The sequence below is a fragment of the Cognatiluteimonas profundi genome, assembly GCF_009792795.1.
In the GTDB taxonomy this organism is placed as follows: Bacteria; Pseudomonadota; Gammaproteobacteria; order Xanthomonadales; family Xanthomonadaceae; genus Cognatiluteimonas; species Cognatiluteimonas profundi.
The window spans coordinates 131,023-152,625 of sequence record NZ_VKHQ01000003.1 but is presented as its reverse complement, the minus strand read 5'-3'; the positions used below and the strand labels follow the sequence as shown (position 1 = coordinate 152,625).

Sequence of the window (21,603 nt, the reverse complement as noted above, 5' to 3'; positions counted from 1 at the left end):
CGTGGCGAAACGGACGCTGCCCATCGAGGTCGATGCCGCAGGGCGCACGCCGCTGGGCATGGCGCCGGCGGTGTTCCTGCGCGACTACTGGCAGAAGCGCCCACTGCTCATCCGCAACGCGTTTCCCGGCTTCGAGACGCCGATCAGTCCCGAAGACCTTGCCGGGCTTGCGTGCGAGGAAGCCGCGCTGTCGCGGATCGTGATGCACGAGACCGGATATTCCGGCGAACTGGACCAGTGGTTGCTGCGCCACGGTCCCTTTCCCGAGGAATTGTTCCCCACGCTGCCGACGCAGGACTGGACCCTGCTGGTCCAGGACGTCGACAAATGGGATGCGGACGTTGCTGCGTTGTTGCCGGCGTTCGACTTCCTGCCGCGCTGGCGCATCGACGACGTGATGGTCAGCTTCGCGGCACCGGGCGGGTCCGTGGGCGCGCACGTGGACCAGTACGACGTGTTCCTGCTGCAGGGGCTCGGCCACCGGCGCTGGCTGGTGGACGCATCGGCCAGGCCGCCGCTGGAATTCCGGACCGACAGCGAGCTGAAGCTGCTCACGCAGTTCCATCCCACGCACGAGTGGACGCTGGGGCCGGGCGACATGCTTTACCTGCCGCCGGGAGTCCCGCATCACGGCATTGCCGAGGACGCGTGCCTGACGTTCTCGATCGGCATGCGTGCACCGGCCGCTTCGGAACTCCTTGGCGATTTCGTCGACGAACTGATCGAGGCGTCCGATGAGAGCCAGCGCTATGCCGATCCCGACCTGGTTGCCGCAACCGATCCCAACGAGATCGATGCCGATGCCATGCAGCGGGTCCTTGTCGCCCTGAATGCCTTGCGCATGAACGACCCCGATCGACTCGGCGATTGGTTCGGCCGCTTCATCACCCAGTACCGAAGTGCCGGTGAAGCCATGCCGGCGACCGACCTGCCGCCGCGCATCGAGATCGAATGGACGCTGACGCACGGTGGGCAGCTTCTGCGTCACCCGTGGACACGCATGGCCTGGCGCCGGGCCGGCCGGGGTGCCCGCCTGTTTGCCGGCGGCCTGTCCTTGCCGATGCCGGTGCGCGATGCGCGCCGTCTTGCCGCCGCCACCAACGTTGGCGATGCCTTGTATGCCGGCCTGTCGCAGGCTGGCCGCGATGCCGTCATCGAACTGCTGGCCGCGGGCCACTACCAGCTGCCGTCCGACGAGGCGGAATGAAAACGCTGCCGTTCACCGCCATTGAATCCTGCGACGACGCCGTCGCCGTCACCACCGCCATCGTGCAGTCCGCACGCCGTGCATTGTGGATCTACAGCCGCGAACTCGATCCGGGCCTGCTCGACGCACCCGGCGTGCTGGAAGCCTTGCGACGCTTCGCAACCGCCGGCCGCGACAACGCGGTGCGGATCCTGCTCCAGGATGCGGAAACCCCGCACCGCCGCCACGCGCCGCTGATCGCCTTCGCGCAACGCCTGCCGAGCGTCTTTTCCTTCCGCGAAGTGCTGGACCCGGTCGATCGCGCCTATCCATCGGCGTTCCTGTGCAATGACGCGGGCGGGTTTTATTTCCGCGGCCTGGGCCACCGTTTCGACGGCGAAGCCGACCTCCAGGCATCCGGTCGAGCCCGGCAGTTGCGTGAGGGCTTCGATCGGGTCTGGGAGCGGTCGCGGCCGGTGACCGAGTACCGGAGCCTGGGGATCTAGGTTTGGGCGGGCGGCGGCGCGGGCGGTTTGAAGAGCTCGCCACCGCCTGACCTCAGCGCGCGGGGGCGCGGCATTGAACTGCGCGAACCGCTCGCCCGCCGCATGTCCCCGGCGCGCGGCCCAATTGAACAGCTCGTTGACGCCTATCCTCAGCGCGCGGGGGCGCGGCATGGCGAAGTCGCCATCCCGATCCTATCTTTGCCCGCTATAATTCACGGCCTTTCGCGCCGGTTCCAGCCCGATGGCAGGAATCGTCGCGTTTTCAGTCGCTTGAAGCGACTTCATCCATCCTTTCGAGCTTCCGACGCCAGAGTGGACAGTCTCCTGAAGCAGCTAGCCAAGACCTCGCAACTCGGTGCGAACGCCGACTATATCGAGGGTCTTTACGAGCAATATCTTGCCGCGCCCGACAGCGTGTCGCCCCAGTGGAAGGCCTACTTCGATGGCTTCCAGGGTCGCCAGGCCGGTGACGTCCCGCACTCGGCGATCATCGAGGCCATCGCATTGGCCGGCCGGCAGGCCGCCCGCGGCAACGTGCCGAGCGGATCCGCTTCGGGAGATGACCGCGATCGCGCCGTCGGCAAGCTGGTCACCGCCTACCGCTCACGCGGGCATCTCGCGGCCAATCTGGATCCGCTGGGCATGGCGGCCAAGGCCGATGCGCCAGACCTGACCCTGGCCTTCCATCGACTGTCCGACGCGGACCTGGATCGCGAGTTCTTCACCGGCGTCGTGGCCGGCCAGGAACGCATGCAGCTGCGCAAGCTGCTGGCCCTGCTCAAGGCCACCTACACCGGACCGATCGGCGCCGAATTCATGCACATCACCGACGCCGAGCAGCGTCGCTGGATGTACGACCGCCTTGAGACCGCGGCCGGCAACTACGGCCAGTCGAACGAGCAGAAACTGCGCATCCTCGAGCGCCTGACCGCGGCCGAAGGCCTCGAGCGCTACCTGCACACCAAATACGTCGGCCAGAAGCGTTTCTCGCTGGAAGGCGGCGATGCCCTGATCCCGATGCTCGACCTCATGATCCGCCGCGCGGGCAGCGATGGCGTGCGCGATGTCGTGCTCGGCATGGCTCATCGCGGCCGGCTGAACGTGCTCGTCAATACGCTGGGCAAGCCGCCGCGCAAGCTGTTCGACGAGTTCGAGGGCAAGTTCGAGCACAACAGCGCCAGCCAGGCGCATACCGGCGACGTGAAGTACCACATGGGCTTCAGCGCCGACCTGGCCACGCCCACCGGCCCGGTCCACGTCGCACTGGCCTTCAATCCGTCGCACCTGGAGATCGTCGATCCGGTCGTGGTCGGCAGCGTGCGCTCGCGGCAGAACCGCCGTGGCGACAAGCAGCGCACGCAGGTGCTTCCGGTGCTGCTGCACGGGGATGCGGCATTCGCCGGCCAGGGAGTGGTGATGGAACTGCTGCAGATGTCGCAGGCGCGCGGATTCGCCGTCGGCGGCACCGTGCACATCGTCATCAACAACCAGATCGGATTCACCACCAGCGCCGCCGACGACGCGCGTTCGACGCTGTATTGCACCGACGTGGCCAAGATGGTGGGCGCGCCGGTCCTGCATGTGAACGGCGACGAGCCCGAGGCGGTCGCCTTCTGCACCGAGCTCGCGTTCGATTTCCGCCAGCGCTTCGGCAGGGACGTGGTCATCGACCTGGTCTGCTACCGCCGCCACGGCCACAACGAGGCCGACGAGCCGGCGGCGACCCAGCCGCTGATGTACCAGACCATCCGCGCGCACAAGACCGCGCGCGAGCTCTATGGCGACAAGCTCGTCGCGGAAGGCGTGCTCGCGGCGGACGGCGTCAAGTCGATGATGGACGCGTACCGCGACAAGCTCGACGCGGGCGAAGTCACCGTCGAGGTCGCCACGGTCAAGCCCGACGAATTTTCCATCGACTGGTCGAAGTACCTGCACGGCAAGGTGTCCGATCCGGTCGATACCCGCGTGGACCGCACGAAGCTCGATGCTTTGGCGTCGGCGATCAACACCATCCCGGCCGAGATCGTCCTGCATCCGCGCGTGGCGAAGATCTACGAGGACCGCCGGAAAATGGGGGCCGGCGAGGTACCGGCGGACTGGGGCTTCGCCGAGAACCTGGCATACGCCACGCTTGTCGACGAAGGCTACAAGTTGCGGCTCGTGGGCCAGGATTCGGGCCGCGGCACCTTCTTCCACCGCCACGCGATCCTGCACGACCAGAAGACGGACGCGTACTACCTGCCATTGCGTCAACTGGTGGACAACCCGGAATCGGTCACCATCATCGACTCGCTGCTCAGCGAGGAAGCCGTCATGGGATTCGAGTACGGCTATTCCACCGCCGACCCGATGACGCTGGACATCTGGGAAGCGCAGTTCGGCGATTTCGCCAACGGCGCGCAGGTGGTCATCGACCAGTTCCTGTCGTCCGGCGAAGCCAAGTGGGACCGCCTGTGCGGACTGGCCTTGTTCCTGCCGCACGGTTACGAGGGGCAAGGGCCGGAACACAGTTCCGCGCGCCTGGAACGCTTCCTGCAACTGTGCGCGCTGGACAACATGATCGTGTGCGCTCCGACGACGCCGGCGCAGGATTACCACATGATCCGCCGCCAGATGCTGATGGCCACGCGCAAGCCGCTGGTGGTGATGACGCCCAAGTCGCTGTTGCGCCACAAGCTGGCCGTCTCGTCGCTGGATGAACTCGCCAGCGGGCAGTTCCAGACATTGATCCCGGACTCGACGGCGACTGCGAAGAAGGTCCGCCGCGTCGTGCTGTGTGCCGGCAAGGTCTATTACGACCTGCTGGAAGAAGCCCGCAAGCAGGGCATCGCCGACGTCGCCCTGGTGCGCGTCGAGCAGCTGTATCCGTTCCCTCGACCGGAGCTTGTCGCCGAACTCAAGCGACATGGCAGCGCTGCCGAAGTCGTCTGGTGCCAGGAAGAGCCGCAGAACCAGGGCGCGTGGTACCAGATCCAACACCACCTGCGCGCCTGCCTGCAATCGAAGCAGTCGCTGCATTACGCCGGCCGTGCCCGCTCGCCCTCGCCCGCCGCGGGCCACATGGACGAGCACATGGCCGAGCAGGCGCAGCTGGTCGCCGATGCGCTGGTCAATCCACTGGCCGGCGACACCACGGTCGAATGATCAACCACACCCCATATCACCTCCAGGACGCCGCCCATGGCCATTGAAGTCAAAGTCCCGGTTCTGCCCGAATCGGTTTCGGACGCCACCATCGCCACCTGGAACAAGAAGGCCGGCGACGCGGTCGCGCGCGACGAGAACCTGGTCGACCTGGAAACGGACAAGGTCGTGCTCGAGGTGCCCTCTCCCGTCGACGGCGTGCTGAAGGAAATCCGCTTCGAGACCGGCGCCACCGTCACCAGCCAGCAGGTCCTGGCGATCATCGAGGAAGGCGCCGCGCCCGCCAAGGCAGCCGAGCCCACGAAGGCTGCGGCGCCCGCCGCTGCAGCAGCGCCCGCAGCGCCGAAGCCGGCCGCGCCGGTCGCGGCAACGCAGGCCGCCGCCCTGCCCCCCGGTGCGCGCTTTGCCGCCGAAAAGGCCGGCGTGGACGCATCCAGCGTCGAAGGCACCGGACGCAAGGGTGCGGTGACCAAGGAAGACATCGTCAACTACGCGGCAGGCAGGACCGCCGGCGTGTCGGGCGGCGCACGTCCCGAGGAACGCGTGCCGATGACGCGCATGCGCGCGCGGATCGCCGAGCGCCTGATGCAGTCGAAGAATTCGATCGCGATGCTCACGTCCTTCAACGAGGTCAACCTCGGCAAGGTCATGGCGATGCGCAAGGAGCTCGGCGAGTCGTTCGAGAAGGCCAACGGCATCAAGCTCGGATTCATGAGCTTCTTCGCCAAGGCCGCCGCCAACGCGCTGCAGAAATACCCGGTGGTCAATGCATCGGTCGATGGCAACGACGTCATCTACCACGGCTACGCCGACATCTCGATCGCGGTGTCGACCGATCGCGGACTGGTGACGCCGGTGCTGCGCAACGTCGAGCGCATGTCCTTCGCCGAGATTGAAATGGCCATCGCCGGCTATGCCAAGGCGGCGCGCGAGGGCGGCCTGAAGCTGGAAGACCTGCAGGGCGGGACATTCACGATCACCAACGGCGGCACGTTCGGTTCGCTGCTGTCCACGCCGATCGTGAACCCGCCGCAATCCGCGATCCTGGGCATGCACACCATCAAGGAGCGCCCAATCGTCGAGAACGGACAGATCGTCGCCGCCCCGATGATGTACATCGCGATCAGCTACGACCATCGCATCATCGACGGCAAGGATGCGGTGCTGTTCCTGGTCGACATCAAGAACCAGCTCGAGAATCCCAGCCGCATGCTGCTGGGCATGTGATCCGTTTCGATCCCTCCCGCATTCGGGAGGGGTCAGGGCAAGGTGTCGCTTTTCGCGAGCAGCCGCGCCCGGCGCGCCGCGCCACCTTCTCCCACTGGCGGGCGAAGTGAAATGCCAAGGAATCCGAAGACATGAGTGAACAGCAGACTTTCGACGTCGTCGTCATCGGCGGCGGTCCCGCGGGTTACCACGCCGCGATCCGCGCCGCGCAGCTCGGGCTGAAGACCGCCTGCATCGATGCCGGCATGGGCAAGGATGGAACACCAGCATTGGGCGGCACCTGCCTGCGAGTGGGCTGCGTCCCCTCCAAGGCCCTGCTCGACAGTTCACGTCAGTTCTGGAACCTGCAACACCTGTTCCCGGAACACGGCATCGCCACGAAGGATGCAAAGATCGACGTCGGCACCATGGTTGGTCGCAAGGACAAGATCGTCAAACAGTTCACCGGCGGCATCGCGCTGCTGTTCAAGGCGAACAAGATCACGACGATCCATGGCTTCGGCACCTTGTTTCCCGGCAATGTCGTGAAAGTGAAGCAGCACGATGGATCCGAGCTCGAACTCAAGGGCACCAACGTCATCCTGGCCGCGGGTTCGGATTCGATCGAACTGCCTTTCGCAAAATTCGGCGAACACATCGTCGACAACGTCGGCGCACTGGATTTCACCGCCGTTCCCAAGCGCCTGGGTGTGATCGGCGCCGGAGTGATCGGCCTCGAGTTGGGCAGCGTCTGGAAGCGCCTGGGTGCCGAGGTGGTGATCCTCGAGGCGATGCCTGAATTCCTTCCCGCGGCCGATGCGGAAGTCGCAAAGGTCGCCGCCAAGGAATTCAAGAAGCAGGGCCTGGACATCCGCCTTGGCGCCAAGGTCTCGAAGACCGAGGTCAGGAAGGACGGCGTGCATGTCACCTATTCCGATGCCAAGGGCGAACAGACGCTCGTCGTCGACAAGCTGCTGGTCTCCGTCGGACGCAAGGCCGCCAGCAAGGGCCTGCTTGCCGATGGCACAGGTGTGAAGCTCGACGCGCGAGGCGTGGTCGAGGTCGACGAGCATTGCCACACCGGCGTCGATGGCGTCTGGGCGGTCGGCGACTGCGTGCGCGGCCCGATGCTGGCGCACAAGGGTTTCGAGGAAGGCATCGCGGTGGCCGAACTGATCGCCGGCCTGCCCGGCCACGTCAACTACGACACCATTCCGTGGGTCATCTACACCGAGCCTGAAATCGCCTGGGTCGGCAGGACCGAGCAGCAGTTGAAGGCCGAAGGCATTCCGTTCAAGACCGGCAGCTTCCCGTTCGCGGCGATCGGCCGCGCGGTGGCGATGGGCGAGCCCGCGGGTTTCGTGAAGGTGATCGCGCATGCGGAAACCGATCGCGTGCTCGGCCTGCACCTGGTCGGTGTCGGTGTTTCCGAGCTCGTGCACGAGGGCGTGCTGACCATGGAATTCAATGGCTCGGCGGACGACCTCGCCCGCATCTGCCATGCACATCCGACGCTGTCCGAAGCCATCCACGATGCGGCCATGGCCGTGGACAAACGCGCGATCCACAAGGTCAACTGATCGCGTCGCAGGTTTTCCATCCGGTGAGGTCGTCGCAATGAGCCAGGCCAATCCGATCCGCAACGTGTCCGACACCGCCCTATGGGTGGCGATCTACCGAGCGATGGAAAGCGAGCGTCACGACGCGCATTTCGTCGATCCGTTCGCGCGTCGCCTGGCTGGTGAGCGCGGACAGGCGATCGTCGACGCGATGCCGCGCGGCAAGACGATGTCCTGGCCGATGGTGGTGCGGACCGCGGTCATGGACGAGATCGTCATGCGCTGCGTGCAGCAGGGCGCGACCACGGTGCTCAACCTCGCCGCCGGGCTGGATGCTCGCCCCTATCGCCTGGACCTGCCTGCGTCGCTGCGCTGGCTGCATGTCGACCTGCCGGACATGGTCGGGTATTTCCGCGAACGCATGGCTGGCGAGGCACCCCGGTGCCAGCTTGAGTTCATCGCGGTCGACCTGCGTGATGCGCACACGCGGCGCGAGTTGTTCGCCAATGCTGCTGCCCATGGCCCCGTGTTGGTGATCACCGAAGGCCTGCTGGTCTACCTGGAAAGCGACCAGGTCGCCGACCTGGCGCGCGACCTGCACGACGTTGCGCATGCGCGCTGGTGGCTCACCGACCTTGCTTCGCCGATGCTCCTGAAGCTGCTCGAGCGGCAATGGCAACCGCAGTTGCGCGACGGCAATGCGCCATTCCTGTTTGGCCCAGCGGAGGGCACGGCGTTCTTCGCACCTTTCGGCTGGAGGGAAGCCGAATTCCGCTCCACCTGGGATGAATCCCTGCGCCTGGATCGCACGATGCCCGGCGCGTGGTTGTGGCAATGGCTGGGCTACCTGCAGCCCGCAGCCAAACGCGAGGCGTCCCGCCGCATGTCGGGCATCGTCCTGCTCGAAAGCGACGGAGCGGCTGCATGAACATGCAGTTGATCCTGAAATTCCTCATCACCGTCGCGGTCGTGCTGGTGGCGTCCGCACTTGCGCGCCGCACCGGTTGGCTCGGGGCGCTGGTGGCGTCGCTGCCGCTCACATCCCTGCTGGTGCTGGTGTGGCTGTACACCGACACGCACGATCCCCGGCAGGTTGCGGACCTGTCGATGGGCATCTTCTGGTTCGTGCTCGGCAGCCTGCCGTTCTTCGTGGTGCTGGCCCTGGGATTGCGGCAAGGCTGGCCCGCCGTGGTCGCATTCATGGCGGCCGCGATCACTGGATTCGCCGGCGTCTCGCTCGTGCAGTGGCTGCTGACGAGGTCCGCCACGTGAGCCCGAATCGCTTCGCCAGAGCCTGGCGCGTTGCATGAAGGCGGTCTGCGTCTATTGCGGCTCGCGCCCCGGCAGCACGCCCGACTTCGCCCGCAAGGCAGCCGCGCTCGGCAGCCGGTTGGCACGTGACGGACTGACGCTCGTCTATGGCGGCGGCAACGTCGGCCTGATGGGCGTCGTCGCCGATGCCGCATTGGCCGCCGGTGGCGACGTCGTCGGCGTCATCCCGCAGCAACTGGTCCAGTGGGAAGTCGCGCACCAGTCGCTGACGCGGCTGGAGGTCGTGGCCAGCATGCACGCGCGCAAGGCACGCATGTTCGACCTCAGCGATGCCTTCGTGGCCTTGCCGGGTGGATTCGGCACGCTCGACGAGATGTTCGAGATGCTCACCTGGCGACAGCTCGGATTCGGCGACAAACCGTGTGCGCTGCTGGATGTCGATGGCTTCTATTCGCCGCTGGTGGCGATGCTGGATCGCATGGTCGATACCGGCTTCGTGCCGTCGCAGCATCGGCGCGACCTGTGGCATGGCGAGGAGATCGATGCGTTGATGACATGGTTGCGCGACAACCAGCCGCCCAGGCTGGATGGGTCACCACCAGCCGCCGAGGACGGACGATGAACACCACGGACCGCTTCGACGCATTCCGCATCGACAACACCGATGGAGTGACTACGGCCGGGATCAGCCATCTGGCGCTCGATGACCTGGGCCCGGGCGAACTGGTGATCCGGACCGCGTACTCATCGGTGAACTTCAAGGATGCCCTCGCGGGAACCGGTGAGGGAAAAATCCTGCGGCGGTTCCCGCTGGTCGGCGGCATCGACGTCGCCGGCACGGTCGAATCATCGACCGATCCGGGATTCCAGCAAGGCGACCGCGTGCTGGTCACCGGCTGCGGATTGTCGGAAACGCGCGATGGCGGCTACGCGCAATTCGCGCGACTGGAATCGCGATGGGCCATCCCGGTTCCCGATGGCCTGTCGCTGCGGGAATCCATGATCCTCGGCACCGCCGGGTTCACCGCCGCACTGGCCCTGTACCGGATGCTCGACAACCGGCAGACGCCGACCCTCGGCCCGCTGTGCGTCACCGGCGCGACCGGTGGTGTGGGCTCGCTGGCCGTCGATATTTTCAGCCGCGCCGGTTTCGAGGTGCATGCCGTCAGCGGCAAGCCGGAACATCGCGATTACCTTCGCGAAATCGGCGCAAGCCAGGTACTGGGGCGCGATGCGCTGGCGACGTCACGGCCACTTGAATCCGCACGCTTCGGCGGCGGACTGGACAACGTGGGTGGGCCGATGCTCGCCAGCCTGCTCGCGCAGACAGCGCCCTACGGCAATGTCGCAAGCGCGGGCCTCGCTGCATCCAGCGAATTGGACGCCACCGTCATGCCGTTCATCATCCGCGGCGTATCGCTGTTGGGCATCGCGTCGGCAGGGACCGAGCGCAGCATCCGCGAGGCCGTCTGGCAGCGCCTGGCGGGCGACTGGAAACCGCTGCACCTGGATCGCATCTGCACGCGCGAGGTCGGCCTGGATGGCTTGCAGGACGTCTTCCAGGTGATGTTGTCCGGCGGCTCGGTCGGGCGGACGCTGGTCCGCCTCTGATCGGGTATGCCGCGGGACGCGCGACGGCTACAATCGACGCGAATTTCAGGGAAACCAACATGGCGCGCATCCTCATCGTCGACGATTCCCCTTCGCAACTGATGGGAATCCGTCGCATCGTCGAGAAACTCGGCCACGAAGCCGTCACTGCCGAGGACGGCGCGCAGGGCGTGGAAGTCGCCAAGCGTGAATTGCCCGACCTGATCCTGATGGACGTGGTGATGCCGAACCTCAACGGTTTCCAGGCAACGCGCGCGATCACGCGCGAGTCCACGACCAAGCACATCCCCGTCATCCTGGTCACGACCAAGGACCAGGACACGGATCGGATGTGGGGCATGCGCCAAGGTGCGCGCGCCTACCTGACCAAGCCCTTCAGCGAAGCCGAACTGGCCGAAGTCATCACCGGGCACATCGGTGGTGGTGGTGGTGCCGGCGCCGCCTGAGATTCGTTTTGCCGAGAGGCCTCGGCGCGGTACGACGTGAGCCTGCGGGCGACGAACTCCCGGGTGCGCTGCGCTTACCCGGGCTACGCCTTGCTTGGGGCGCGTACAGCCGCTGTCAGGCACGCCGCCAGTCGTCGCCGAACGCATCGCGCAGGCGCGCATAGGCTTCGCGTTCGCCATCGGTATGCGCCTTGGGCGCCAGGACTTCCAGTTCAACGATCTGGTCACCGGCCGGTGTGCTGGATGTCGCCGGCAGGCCGCGCCCGCGCAGGCGCAGCTTGCGCCCGGCTTCGGAATCGGCCGGTATCTTCAGTTCGACCGAGCCGCCAAGGGTCGGCACGCTGACAGTCGATCCCAATGCCGCCTCCCACGGAGCGATGGGCAGCACGTGGATGATGTTGCGGCCGTCCACCTCGAACTGCGGATGCGCCGCGTATTCGATCTCCAGCAGCAGGTCGCCTTGCGCGCCCTGTCCGCCCAGGCGGATCTTCTGGCCGGGCTTGATGCCTTTGGGGACGCGGACGTCGAGGGTCCTGCCGTTGACGCCGATGCGGATGCTGCCGCCGTTGTAGACGGCTTCCAGCGGCACGGCGAGCTTGGCGCGGGTATCGCCACGTGGCGGGGCGCGATGGCCCGCGGGCCCTTGCCCGGGATGCTGGCCGAATCCGTCGGCCGAACGGCGCCGCCCGAACAATTCCTCGAAGAAATCGCTGAAACCGCCGCCTGCGCCGCCTCCCGCGAAGATCTCGTCGAAATCGCCGAATCCCTCCGGACCGCCCTGTCCGAATCCACCGGGCGGCGCGTGGACCTCGTCGCCCGGGCGGTAGCCGCGCGTGCGCAGCTGGTCGTATGCCGCGCGTTTTTGCGGATCCCGCAGGGCTTCATAGGCCTCGTTGACCGCCTTGAATTTCTCCTCCGCGCCCGCTTCCTTGCTGACATCGGGATGCAGCTTGCGCGCGAGCCGGCGATACGCCGTCTTGATTTCGGCCTCGCCCGCCGTGGGCTCGACGCCGAGGATCTCGTAGTAATCCTTGAACTGCATCTGCGATCCGTTGCCTCTGGCTGCGTGCCGATGATCCAACAATGACTGGCCTGTGGCGACGCCACAGGCCAGAAGACTAGCGCACTGCCGGCAACTGTTCGGTTACTGCTGGGTCGGCGGCGCGTTGATGGTGCGCTGCTGGCCGCCCTCGTGGCGGACCTGCTCCTTGTTGGCGACCTGGATGCGGCGCGGGGCTGCCTCGGGCTTCTTGGGGATGGTGATTTCCAGCACGCCATTGCGGCCATGCGCCTGGATGCCTTCCGGATCGGCGCTGTCAGGCAGCGCGAAGCGACGATAGAAATTGCCGTAGCGACGCTCGATCCGCGAAAAACGATCGGTCTGCTCGGAGGCTTCGCTGCTGCGCTCACCCTTGATCGTGAGGATGCCCTTGTCCATCGAGACGTCGATCCTGTCCGGGTCGATCCCGGGAAGATCGGCGTACAGGACGAAGCGGTCCTGCTCTTCCTTGACGTCGACGCGCGGCACCCACTGGCTGGTCACGATGGAACTGTCGTCGGACTGGTCCTGGTCGAACAGACTCCCCTCGAACAGGCGGTCGAACACCTGCATGAGGTCATTTTGCAGCCGTCCCTGCGACGGCACCTGGCGGTAACGGGCGATATTCATCGGTTTCTCCTGTCGTTTTTCCTTCTGTGGATGCGTGTCGACGGACTGTGCCGCCAAGCCACAGATCGGGTGCGCCGTCCGCGATTTCAAGGCTTTCCCGCCCCTTCACCAGCTCGCCACTAAACTGTCTGCCGTTCCCTGAAGAGTTCCCCCCCATGCCCATCAAAGCTGGCGACCGCCTGCCCGAATTCCCGCTGCAGCGCATCCGTTCCGGCGTCGAAACCGTCGACACCACGGCACTGTTCGAGGGCAAGAAGATCGTGCTGTTTGCCGTACCGGGTGCCTTCACCCCGACCTGTTCTGAAAAACACCTGCCCGGCTTCATCGAGCACTTCGAGGACTTCCGCAAGCTGGGCGTCGAAGTCGCCTGCGTGTCGGTCAACGACCCATTCGTCATGCAGGCCTGGGGCCAGAGCCAGCACGTTCCGGACGAGTTGATGATGCTGGCCGACGGCAACGGCGAGTTCACCCGCGCGCTTGGCCTGGAAATGGACGCCAGCGCGTATGGCATGGGAACGCGATCCAAGCGCTACGCCATCATCGTCGAGGATGGCGTCGCCAAGCAGGTTTTCATCGAGGCGCCGGGTGAATTCCGTGTGTCCTCCGCCGAGCACGTGTTGTCCGCACTCTCCCCACACTGACGAACGGAATCAAGACAATGAGCAAGTCCGACAAGAAGACCTCACGGAAGGAATCACTCCCAAGCCAGTCCCAGGGCACGCAGGCTTCCACGGGTACCGCCCCTGCCACCGACAAGCCCACCGCGGGCATGACCGACGTGCAGACATTGCGCGAGCGGGCCCGCAAGAGCATCGATGACGGAGCGATCACGGCGAGCTATACGCTCGACCGCAAGGCCGTGGTCCGCCTGCTCAACGAGGCGCTGGCAACCGAATGGGTCTGCGTGCTGCGTTATTACCGCCATTACTACATGGCGTCGGGAATGATGGCCGACTCGGTCAAGGCGGAATTCCTCGAGCACGCGCAGCAGGAACTGGCGCACGCCAACCTGCTCTCCGAACGCATCGTGCAGCTGGGCGGCGAACCGGACCTCAATCCGGACACGCTGACCGCACGCTCGCATGCCGAATACCGACCCGGGCATGACCTGCGCGACATGGTGAAGGAAAACCTCATCGCCGAGCGCATCGCGATCGACAGTTACCGCGAGATGATCAATTACGTCGGCGACAAGGACACGACGACCAAGCGCATCCTGATGCAGATCCTTGCCGACGAAGAGGAGCACGCCGACGACATGGCGGACCTGCTCGACGGCTGGGTCGGCAAATGACCATTCGATAGCGTCCAACAAAAAGGCGGCCCGAAGGCCGCCTTTTTGTTGTCGCAACCGCTGCTTCAGGCTGGCGGGGCATCGACCGTGGCGACGTCGCCCGGCTGCGTCGGCTCGATGTCCTCGGCGAGCGACGCATCGACGCGTTCGATCGCCTGCAGCGTCTCGTCACTGGCAAGGCGCATCAGGGTGACGCCCTGCGTATTGCGCCCGACCGTCGCGATCTCCGAGGCGCGCGTCCGCACCAGCGTGCCTCCGTCGGAGATCAGCAACACCTCGTGATGGTCGGACAGCTGGATCGCACCGACCAGCTTGCCGTTGCGCGTGCTGGTCTGCAGCGCGATCACGCCCTGCGTTCCGCGTCCCTTGCGCGGGTAATCGGCGACCGGCGTGCGCTTGCCGAATCCGCGTGCGCTGGCCGTCAGGATGTCGCCGTCGCCCTCGACGACGATCAGGCTGCGGACTTCCTCGCCAGGCGAGAGGCGGATGCCCCGCACGCCGGTGGCCGTGCGGCCCATCGGCCGAACGGTCGATCCGGCGAATCGCACCGCCTTGCCGTTGCTCGCGAACAGCATGATGTCGCGGGTTCCGTCGGACAGGGCCACGCCGACCAGCGCATCGCCATCCTCCAGGTTGATCGCGATCTTGCCGCGCTGCAGCCGGTAGGCGTATTCCGGCAATGGCGTCTTCTTGACCGTGCCGTTGCGCGTGGCGAAGAACACGAAGCTGCCCTCGTCGTAGGTCCGCACCGGCACCACGGCCTGCACCTTTTCCCCGGCTTCCAGCGGGATCCAGTTGACGATCGGCCGTCCGCGCGCGTTGGGGCCGGCATCCGGCAACTGGTACACGGGCAGCCAGAACACGCGGCCCGCGCTGGTGAAGGTCAGCAGGGTGTCGTGGGTGTTGACCAGCCACAACTGGTCGATGAAGTCCTCGTCCTTGATCGCCGCGGCATTGCGGCCCTTGCCGCCGCGCTTCTGCGCGCGGTAGCTGCTCGCGGGCTGGCGCTTGGCATAGCCGGAGTGCGACAGCGTGACCACCACGTCTTCCGGCGCGATGAGGTCGAGGATGTCGAGGTCTTCCTCGCTGGCGCGGATTTCGCTGCGGCGTTCGTCGCCGAACTCTTCCTTCAGGTTGCGCAGCTCGGTGCGGATGACATCGAGCAGCACGTCCGGGTTTTCGAGGATGCGGATCAGCCCGCCGATGGTTTCCAGCAGCTGCCGGTATTCGTCGGTGAGCTTTTCCTGCTCCAGGCCGGTGAGGCGATGCAGGCGCATTTCCAGGATCTGCTGGGCCTGCGTCTCGGTCAGCTGGTAGCGGCCGGCGACCAGGCCGACGCCCGGCGGAAGATCTTCCGGTCGCGAGGCTTCGGATCCGGCGGCGGCCAGCAATGCGCCGACGAGACCCGGCTCCCAGGTGCGCGACAACATGCGGTCGCGCGCCTCGTTGGGATTGGCGGACGTCTTGATCAGCTCGATCATCTCGTCGATGTTCGCCAGCGCGACCGTCAGTCCTTCGAGGATGTGGGCGCGGGCACGGGCCTTGCGCAGCTCGAAGATCGTGCGTCGGGTGACGACTTCGCGACGGTGGCGGACGAACGCCTGCAGCATCTGCTTGAGGTTGAGCAGCTGCGGCCGGCCATCGACCAGCGCGACCATGTTGATGCCGAACACCGACTCCATCTGCGTCTGCTGGTAGAGGTTGTTGAGCACCACTTCCGCCGACTCGCCACGCTTGATCTCGATGTAGATCCGCATGCCGTCCTTGTCGGACTCGTCGCGCAGCTCGCTGATGCCCTCGAGCTTCTTTTCCTTGACCAGCTCGGCGATCTTCTCGATCAGCCGCGCCTTGTTCACCTGGTAGGGAATCTCGGTGACGGCGATCGCCTCGCGGCCGTTGTCGGCTACCTCGATGTCCGCCCGGGCGCGCATGCGCACGCGGCCGCGACCGGTGCGGTACGCCAGGTGGATGCCGCCGACGCCATTGATGATGCCCGCGGTCGGGAAATCCGGACCGGGGATGTGCTGCATCAATCCCTCAACGTCGATCGACGGATCGTCGATCAGTGCGATGGTCGCGTCGATGACCTCGGACAGGTTGTGCGGCGGGATGTTGGTGGCCATGCCGACCGCGATGCCGGCGGAGCCGTTGACCAGCAGGTTCGGGAAGCGCGACGGCATGACCGTCGGTTCCTGCTCCTTTTCGTCGTAGTTGGGCTGGAAATTGACGGTGTCCTTGTCGATGTCCGCCATCAGCTCGTGCGTGAGCCGCGACATGCGGGCCTCGGTATATCGCATGGCCGCGGCCGAGTCGCCGTCGACCGAACCGAAGTTGCCCTGCCCGTCCACCAGCAGGTAACGCAGCGAGAACGGCTGCGCCATGCGCACCAGCGTGTCGTACACCGACTGGTCGCCGTGCGGGTGGTACTTACCGATGACGTCACCGACGATTCGCGCCGACTTGTAGTACGGCTTGTTCGCATGCGCGCCGAGTTCGTGCATCGCGAACAGCACCCGCCGGTGGACCGGCTTGAGTCCGTCGCGCACGTCTGGAAGCGCACGACCGACGATCACGCTCATCGCGTAATCGAGGTAACTGCGGCGCATCTCGTCTTCGAGATTGACCGGAATGATTTCTCTGGCGAGCTCGGCCATTGGGTGTCCGTCTGGGCAAATGCGTGGCCCGCGACCGACCTGCGGAGGGGCCTCCGCAAGGGCTCGGACACGCGGGTTCGAATACGAAAGATTCTAGCACGAAAGTTGCCCAGTCAGGGGCGGTATTTCCCGCTAGAAACAAGGACTTGCAGCAGGCTTCGGGACCCTGGCGGAAGCCCCCCGCTCAGGCGCCGAAGACCGCCCGCATGGCTGCGGCATCCGGGTGCTCGATCACGCCGCGCTCGGTCACGATGGCATCGATCAGGGTATGTGGCGTCACGTCGAACACCGGATTCCACGCCGTGATGCCTTCGGCGACGGTCCGGGTGCCGGCGATGGCATGCAGTTCGGCCGAATCGCGCTCCTCGATGTCGATCAGGTCGCCGCTGGCGGTTGCCATGTCGACCGTGGATGCCGGCGCCACCACCATGAAGCGGACGCCGTGGTACCTGGCCGCGATCGCCAGCTGGTAGGTGCCGATCTTGTTGGCGGTGTCGCCGTTGGCGCAGATGCGATCGGCACCGACGATCACCCATTGGATCCTGCCGGTCTGCATCAGGTGCGCGGCGGCGGAGTCGGCGATCAGGGTGGCGTCGATGCCGTCCTGCTGCAGCTCCCAGACGGTGAGGCGGGCGCCCTGCAGCCAGGGCCGGGTTTCCCCGGCGAAAACCCGCGCGATCCGGCCCTGGGCTACGCCTGCACGGATGACGCCCAAGGCTGTTCCGAAACCCGCCGTGGCAAGCGACCCGGTATTGCAGTGCGTCAGCACGCCACTGCCGGGACTGATCAGCGCAGCGCCGAGCAGGCCCATGCGACGGTTGGCGGCGAGGTCTTCGCTGTTGATCGCATGCGCCTCGTCCTCGAGCAACTGGCGCCAGTTGCCATCGGCGCGCGCCAGGGCTCCACGCATGCGCGCCAGCGCCCAGGCCAGGTTGACCGCCGTCGGCCGTGCCGCGTTGAGTCGCTGCAATGCGGGCTCGAGCCGGGCGGCGGCTTCATCCACGTTGTCGGCGACGGTGGCGCGTTCGGCGAGCACCACTCCCCAGGCAGCGGCAATGCCGATCGCTGGCGCCCCGCGCACGACAAGGTCGTGGATGGCTTCAGCGACTTCGTCGCTGGTCCGGCAGCTGATGTATTCGGTGATGAACGGCAACTTGCGCTGGTCCAGCAGCTCCAGCGAATCGCCGGTCCAGCGCAGGGGTCGAATGCGGTCGTAGCGTGCGTAATCGATCGTGTCGGGCATCCGCGTAGTTTAAGGCGTCGACGCAAGTGTTCCACAGACGGCGGTGCTGCCGGTCATTGCGCCGTACAGCTGCTCAGGCCTGGTCGAACGCAAATGCCAGCACGTCGCCGATGTTTCCGGTGTCGAGCATCGCCATCAGCAGGCGGTCGACCCCCAGGGCAACGCCGGCACAGGCGGGAAGTCCCGCCTGCATGGCCGCCAGCAGATGCTCGTCGATGGGCGGCATCGCGATTGCGCGCTCGCGTCGTCGAGCAAGGTCGCGCTCGAAGCGCGCGCGCTGCTCAGCCGGATCGAGGAGTTCGTGGTAGCCGTTGGCGAGTTCGAGCGGCCCCAGGTAGAGCTCGAATCGCTCGGCGACCGGCGGATCGCCCGCCCGGATCCGCGCCAGTGCCGCCTGCGATTCCGGATAGTCATGCACGGCCAGCAACTGGTCGGCGGGGAATGCCGGTTGCAGCCGGTGCGTCAGCAGCAGGTCGAGCCGGTCGTCGCGCCGCAAGCCGGTCGGATCGATGTCGATGTCGCCGAGCGCGTCGCGCAGTTGCTGGTTGCTGGCTGTCACCGGATCAAGGCCTAGATGCTCGCGATACAGATCGCGCCATGCGATGCGTTGCAGCGTGGCCGTGCGGCCGACCAGCGACAACGCCATGCAGACCAGCTCCGCGGTTTCGTCGATCAGGCGCTGGTGGTCCCATCCGATGCGGTACCACTCCAGCATCGTGAACTCGGGATTGTGGCGTCCGCCGGCCTCGCCATCGCGGAACACGCGACCCAATTCGTAGCAATCTCCAATGCCGGCCGCGAGCAGGCGCTTGAGGGCGAATTCGGGCGACGTGCGCAGCCAGCGGGTGCGCGGCGCGCCGTCGGTCCGCCCGGAAAACCGCAACGAGAATGCGGCGATGTTGGGATCGGTGTTGCCCGCGACCGACAGCACGGGAGTCTCCACTTCGACGACGTTCCGGTCTGAGAAAAATGCGCGGATGGCGGCATTAACCTTAGCCCGCAAAAAAAGAGAATCGAACATTGCAGATGGCCACCAATCGGGGGCGTCGCTAGTTACGAGCGAAGCGACACAGCAAGCTTCTTTTTGGCTTTGAACAGTTCTTCTGCAGCTCTGGAATGCCTGTCTTCCGCCAAAGCCACCTCACGTAGTGCTAGCTCGACATCCGTCCCCACCAGCCAATCAACAATTGTACCGAGTAAAGCCAAATCGCCCTTGATCAAACCTTCTGCGTTTCCCGACAGCAATCGCATTCGGTGTTTGCACACTTGACCATTACTACCCGCAGGACAGGTACAAAACGCATTTAGATTTCCCGCAATTTTTTCAAACACAACCTTGTATGGATCTATTGATGATCCCTTAACGTAAAATTCAATGCGCGTCATCCCTCCTCTCCCCAGAGTGGCTGGCAATAAACTTCAAGAACACTTCCTCATCCCAAACCTCAACCCCCAGCTCGTGAGCCTTGGCAAGTTTAGATCCAGCAACTGCTCCAGCTATAACAAAGCTGGTTTTTTTCGATACGCTATTTGCAACTTTTGCACCCAACGACTCTAGTCTTGACCCAGCCTCATCGCGAGACATGGACTCTAGCGTTCCCGTAAGAACGCAGGTCTTACCGGCTAAAGGCCCCTGAGGAGCGGTGACGCCACCTTTGGAGCGAAGTGCGTGAATCTGCGCCTCAGCCGACTTCAATCGCGCGGCCCACCGCTTATCACTCGTAATCGAGAGCAGCTCGTCTATCGCATTTCCTGGCCAATCCAAACCCGCAAAATCCGAATAAGCCAGATTAATCAGCTCATCGACTGACCCAAGCTTGCCTACTAGGGCTTGAACGCGAGAGGGGCCGACCCCCAACATGAATTGGCGGCTGGGAGTGGAGTTCAGCTCCTTTATTCCGCGAATCAGGAACGAAAGATCGAGCTTATTGAGCAATCCCGCAGAAGCAAAGCCTCGCTCTTTTGGACTCACACCCTCTCTCAACAAATCGTCAATAACTCGCTCGTTGTGTTCTTCAGCGAAGAAGGCGGCTATTGATTTTGCCGTGTTCACACCTATGTCGGACACCCCAAGCAATACAAGAGCATCTGCATGGCGGATCACGTCGAGAGAACCGAAGCTTTTAGCCAGTCCTTTAGCAGTCTCCTCTCCGATATCTAGAATTCCCAGCGCGTACAGCAATCGCTCCAGAGTAGTGTTGCGACTCGTACCTATGGCATTCACCAGGTTTTCGGCCCATTTTGTCGCAATTTTTCCAGATTTTGCTGTGTGAGGAACGTCGTCCGCTAGCTCATCGGCGCGCGCCTTCATCGCGACGAAGTCGTCGACCGACAAGCGATACAGGTCGGCCACCGTGCGGACGTAATCGAACTCGACCAGCATTGCGATCAGGCGCTCGCCCAGGCCATCGATATCCATCGCGCGACGCGAGGCGAAGTGGAACAGCGCCTGGATGCGTTGTGCCGGGCAGACCAGCCCGCCAGTGCAACGGGCGACCACCTCGCCTTCCTCGCGCTCGACGGCCGAACCGCAATCCGGGCAGGTCGTCGGCAGCTGGTATGGCGGATGCAACGGATGCCCGCGCTTGTCGAGCGGACGCAGCTCCTCCATCACGCGAACCACTTCCGGAATGACGTCGCCGGCACGGCGGACGATGATGCTGTCGCCCACCCGCACATCCAGGCGCGCCACCTGGTCGGCGTTGTGCAAGGTCGCCCGGCTCACGACGACGCCACCCACCTGCACGGGTGTCATCCGCACCCACGGCGTGACGGCGCCGGTGCGCCCGACATTGACCTCGATCGACTCGACCGTCGTCATCTCTTCCTGCGCGGGAAACTTGTGCGCGATCGCCCAGCGCGGTGAACGCGAGACGAAGCCCATCGCGCGCTGCTGGTCATACCGGTCCAGCTTGTAGACCACGCCATCGATGTCGTACGGCAAGGCGTTGCGCGCAGCGCCGATCCGCTCGTAGTACGCCAGCAGGCCGGCGACGCCGCGCGCGACGCCGACTTCCGGGCTGACCGGGAAACCGAGTTCGCGCAGCCAGGCCAGCGTGCGCGAATGGGTCGGCGGCAAGCCCGCCGTGCCGTCGGCGAAGCGCACCTCGCCCAGTGCGTAGGCATAGAAGGCCAGTGGTCGCTGGGCGCTCACGCGCGGGTCGAGTTGCCGCAGTGAACCGGCGGCGCCGTTGCGTGGATTGGCCAGCGTCTTCTCGCCGTTGGCCGCTGCCTGGGCGTTGTAGCGCTCGAACGCGGCCTTGGGCATGTACACCTCGCCACGCACCTCCAGCACCGCGGGGGCGCCGGCGTGCAGGCGCAGCGGCAGCGAGCGGATCGTGCGCAGGTTGGCGGTGACATCCTCGCCGGTGGCGCCGTCGCCGCGCGTCGCCCCGCGCACGAATTGCCCGTCCTCGTAACGCAGGCTGATGGCCAGCCCGTCGAGTTTTGGCTCGGTCGAAAACGCCGGATCCGCGTCGCCCGTCTCGCGCTCGATGCGCGTGACGAATTCCTGCACTTCCTCCGGGGCGAAAGCATTGGCCAGCGACAGCATCGGGATCGCGTGGACGACTTCGGCGAACTTCCCGGACGGCGCACTACCGACCCGCGCCGTCGGCGAATTGGGGTCGCGCAATTCCGGATGCGCCAGCTCCAGCGCCTCGAGTTCGCGCATCAGCCGGTCGTACTCGGGATCCGGCAGCTGCGGATCGTCAAGGACGTAATAACGGTAGTTGGCGTCGTCGATGCGGCGGCGCAGGTCGGCGATGCGGGCGGCGGCGGACGCGGGGGTCATGGTGTCGATTCTATCGATGC

Annotated in this window: 18 protein-coding genes and 1 pseudogene; 12 read left to right on the top strand and 7 right to left on the bottom strand. The window is 65.3% G+C overall.

Features of this window, described 5'->3' with window-relative positions; all coding sequences use genetic code 11:
- Nucleotide 1 precedes the first annotated feature (1 nt).
- The 10 genes from GST15_RS02735 to GST15_RS02690 all read left to right on the top strand — a co-directional run bounded on the left by GST15_RS02735 (nucleotide 2) and on the right by GST15_RS02690 (nucleotide 10,930).
- Nucleotides 2-1,207 (top strand): JmjC domain-containing protein, encoded by a 1,206-nt coding sequence (locus GST15_RS02735; protein WP_425482186.1) that lies wholly within the window; start codon nucleotides 2-4, stop codon nucleotides 1,205-1,207.
- Nucleotides 1,204-1,692 (top strand): DUF7931 domain-containing protein, encoded by a 489-nt coding sequence (locus GST15_RS02730; protein WP_159015732.1) that lies wholly within the window; start codon nucleotides 1,204-1,206, stop codon nucleotides 1,690-1,692. The genes GST15_RS02735 and GST15_RS02730 overlap by 4 nt, the downstream gene beginning before the upstream one ends.
- A gap of 312 nt (nucleotides 1,693-2,004) precedes the next feature.
- Nucleotides 2,005-4,836, top strand: a complete 2,832-nt coding sequence (locus GST15_RS02725; protein ID WP_159015731.1) for a 2-oxoglutarate dehydrogenase E1 component — start codon at nucleotides 2,005-2,007, stop codon at nucleotides 4,834-4,836.
- Between the two features lie 36 nt (nucleotides 4,837-4,872).
- Nucleotides 4,873-6,063, top strand: a complete 1,191-nt coding sequence (gene sucB / locus GST15_RS02720) for a dihydrolipoyllysine-residue succinyltransferase (RefSeq protein ID WP_159015730.1) — start codon at nucleotides 4,873-4,875, stop codon at nucleotides 6,061-6,063.
- 131 nt (nucleotides 6,064-6,194) lie between these two features.
- Nucleotides 6,195-7,622, top strand: coding sequence for a dihydrolipoyl dehydrogenase (gene lpdA / locus GST15_RS02715; protein WP_159015729.1), 1,428 nt, complete (start codon nucleotides 6,195-6,197; stop codon nucleotides 7,620-7,622).
- 37 nt (nucleotides 7,623-7,659) lie between these two features.
- Nucleotides 7,660-8,529, top strand: coding sequence for a class I SAM-dependent methyltransferase (locus tag GST15_RS02710; protein ID WP_159015728.1), 870 nt, complete (start codon nucleotides 7,660-7,662; stop codon nucleotides 8,527-8,529).
- Nucleotides 8,526-8,873, top strand: a complete 348-nt coding sequence (locus GST15_RS02705) for a DUF3147 family protein (RefSeq protein WP_199268702.1) — start codon at nucleotides 8,526-8,528, stop codon at nucleotides 8,871-8,873. The genes GST15_RS02710 and GST15_RS02705 overlap by 4 nt, the downstream gene beginning before the upstream one ends.
- Before the next feature lie 34 nt (nucleotides 8,874-8,907).
- Entirely contained in the window at nucleotides 8,908-9,495 is a 588-nt protein-coding gene (locus GST15_RS02700; protein ID WP_159015727.1) for an LOG family protein, read from the top strand.
- Nucleotides 9,492-10,484, top strand: a complete 993-nt coding sequence (locus GST15_RS02695; RefSeq protein ID WP_159015726.1) for a YhdH/YhfP family quinone oxidoreductase — start codon at nucleotides 9,492-9,494, stop codon at nucleotides 10,482-10,484. The genes GST15_RS02700 and GST15_RS02695 overlap by 4 nt, the downstream gene beginning before the upstream one ends.
- Before the next feature lie 59 nt (nucleotides 10,485-10,543).
- On the top strand, nucleotides 10,544-10,930 hold the full coding sequence (locus GST15_RS02690) for a response regulator (protein WP_159015725.1): 387 nt from the start codon (nucleotides 10,544-10,546) through the stop codon (nucleotides 10,928-10,930).
- Between the two features lie 115 nt (nucleotides 10,931-11,045).
- Here the strand turns inward: GST15_RS02690 and GST15_RS02685 are convergent, their stop codons facing one another.
- Nucleotides 11,046-11,972, bottom strand: coding sequence for a DnaJ C-terminal domain-containing protein (locus GST15_RS02685; RefSeq protein ID WP_159015724.1), 927 nt, complete (start codon nucleotides 11,970-11,972; stop codon nucleotides 11,046-11,048).
- Between the two features lie 102 nt (nucleotides 11,973-12,074).
- Complete coding sequence (locus GST15_RS02680; RefSeq protein WP_159015723.1) at nucleotides 12,075-12,599, bottom strand: Hsp20/alpha crystallin family protein; 525 nt, start codon at nucleotides 12,597-12,599, stop codon at nucleotides 12,075-12,077.
- Nucleotides 12,600-12,754: 155 nt separating this feature from the next.
- On the opposite strand from GST15_RS02680, the gene GST15_RS02675 reads away from it, so the two are divergent.
- Together GST15_RS02675 and GST15_RS02670 are read left to right on the top strand one after the other, a co-directional pair.
- Nucleotides 12,755-13,240: a peroxiredoxin gene (locus tag GST15_RS02675; RefSeq protein WP_159015722.1), complete on the top strand. Its 486-nt coding sequence runs from the start codon at nucleotides 12,755-12,757 to the stop codon at nucleotides 13,238-13,240.
- 128 nt (nucleotides 13,241-13,368) lie between these two features.
- The gene (locus GST15_RS02670) at nucleotides 13,369-13,893 is read left to right on the top strand and encodes a ferritin-like domain-containing protein (RefSeq protein ID WP_233263069.1); all 525 of its coding nucleotides are present in this window, start codon (nucleotides 13,369-13,371) and stop codon (nucleotides 13,891-13,893) included.
- Between the two features lie 65 nt (nucleotides 13,894-13,958).
- On the opposite strand, the gene gyrA is transcribed toward GST15_RS02670, so the two are convergent.
- The 5 genes and pseudogenes from gyrA to ligA all read right to left on the bottom strand — a co-directional run bounded on the left by gyrA (nucleotide 13,959) and on the right by ligA (nucleotide 21,583).
- The gene (gyrA, locus tag GST15_RS02665; RefSeq protein ID WP_159015720.1) at nucleotides 13,959-16,547 is read right to left on the bottom strand and encodes a DNA gyrase subunit A; all 2,589 of its coding nucleotides are present in this window, start codon (nucleotides 16,545-16,547) and stop codon (nucleotides 13,959-13,961) included.
- Between the two features lie 184 nt (nucleotides 16,548-16,731).
- On the bottom strand, nucleotides 16,732-17,790 hold the full coding sequence (mtnA, locus tag GST15_RS02660) for an S-methyl-5-thioribose-1-phosphate isomerase (RefSeq protein ID WP_159015719.1): 1,059 nt from the start codon (nucleotides 17,788-17,790) through the stop codon (nucleotides 16,732-16,734).
- 73 nt (nucleotides 17,791-17,863) lie between these two features.
- Nucleotides 17,864-18,835, bottom strand: a pseudogene (epmA, locus tag GST15_RS02655) (EF-P lysine aminoacylase EpmA); the annotation flags it as partial.
- Between the two features lie 8 nt (nucleotides 18,836-18,843).
- Nucleotides 18,844-19,176, bottom strand: coding sequence for an SWIM zinc finger family protein (locus GST15_RS02650; RefSeq protein WP_159015717.1), 333 nt, complete (start codon nucleotides 19,174-19,176; stop codon nucleotides 18,844-18,846).
- Nucleotides 19,163-21,583, bottom strand: coding sequence for an NAD-dependent DNA ligase LigA (ligA, locus tag GST15_RS02645; RefSeq protein WP_159015716.1), 2,421 nt, complete (start codon nucleotides 21,581-21,583; stop codon nucleotides 19,163-19,165). Before ligA ends, GST15_RS02650 begins: the two co-directional genes overlap by 14 nt.
- Between the last annotated feature and the right edge of the window lie 20 nt (nucleotides 21,584-21,603).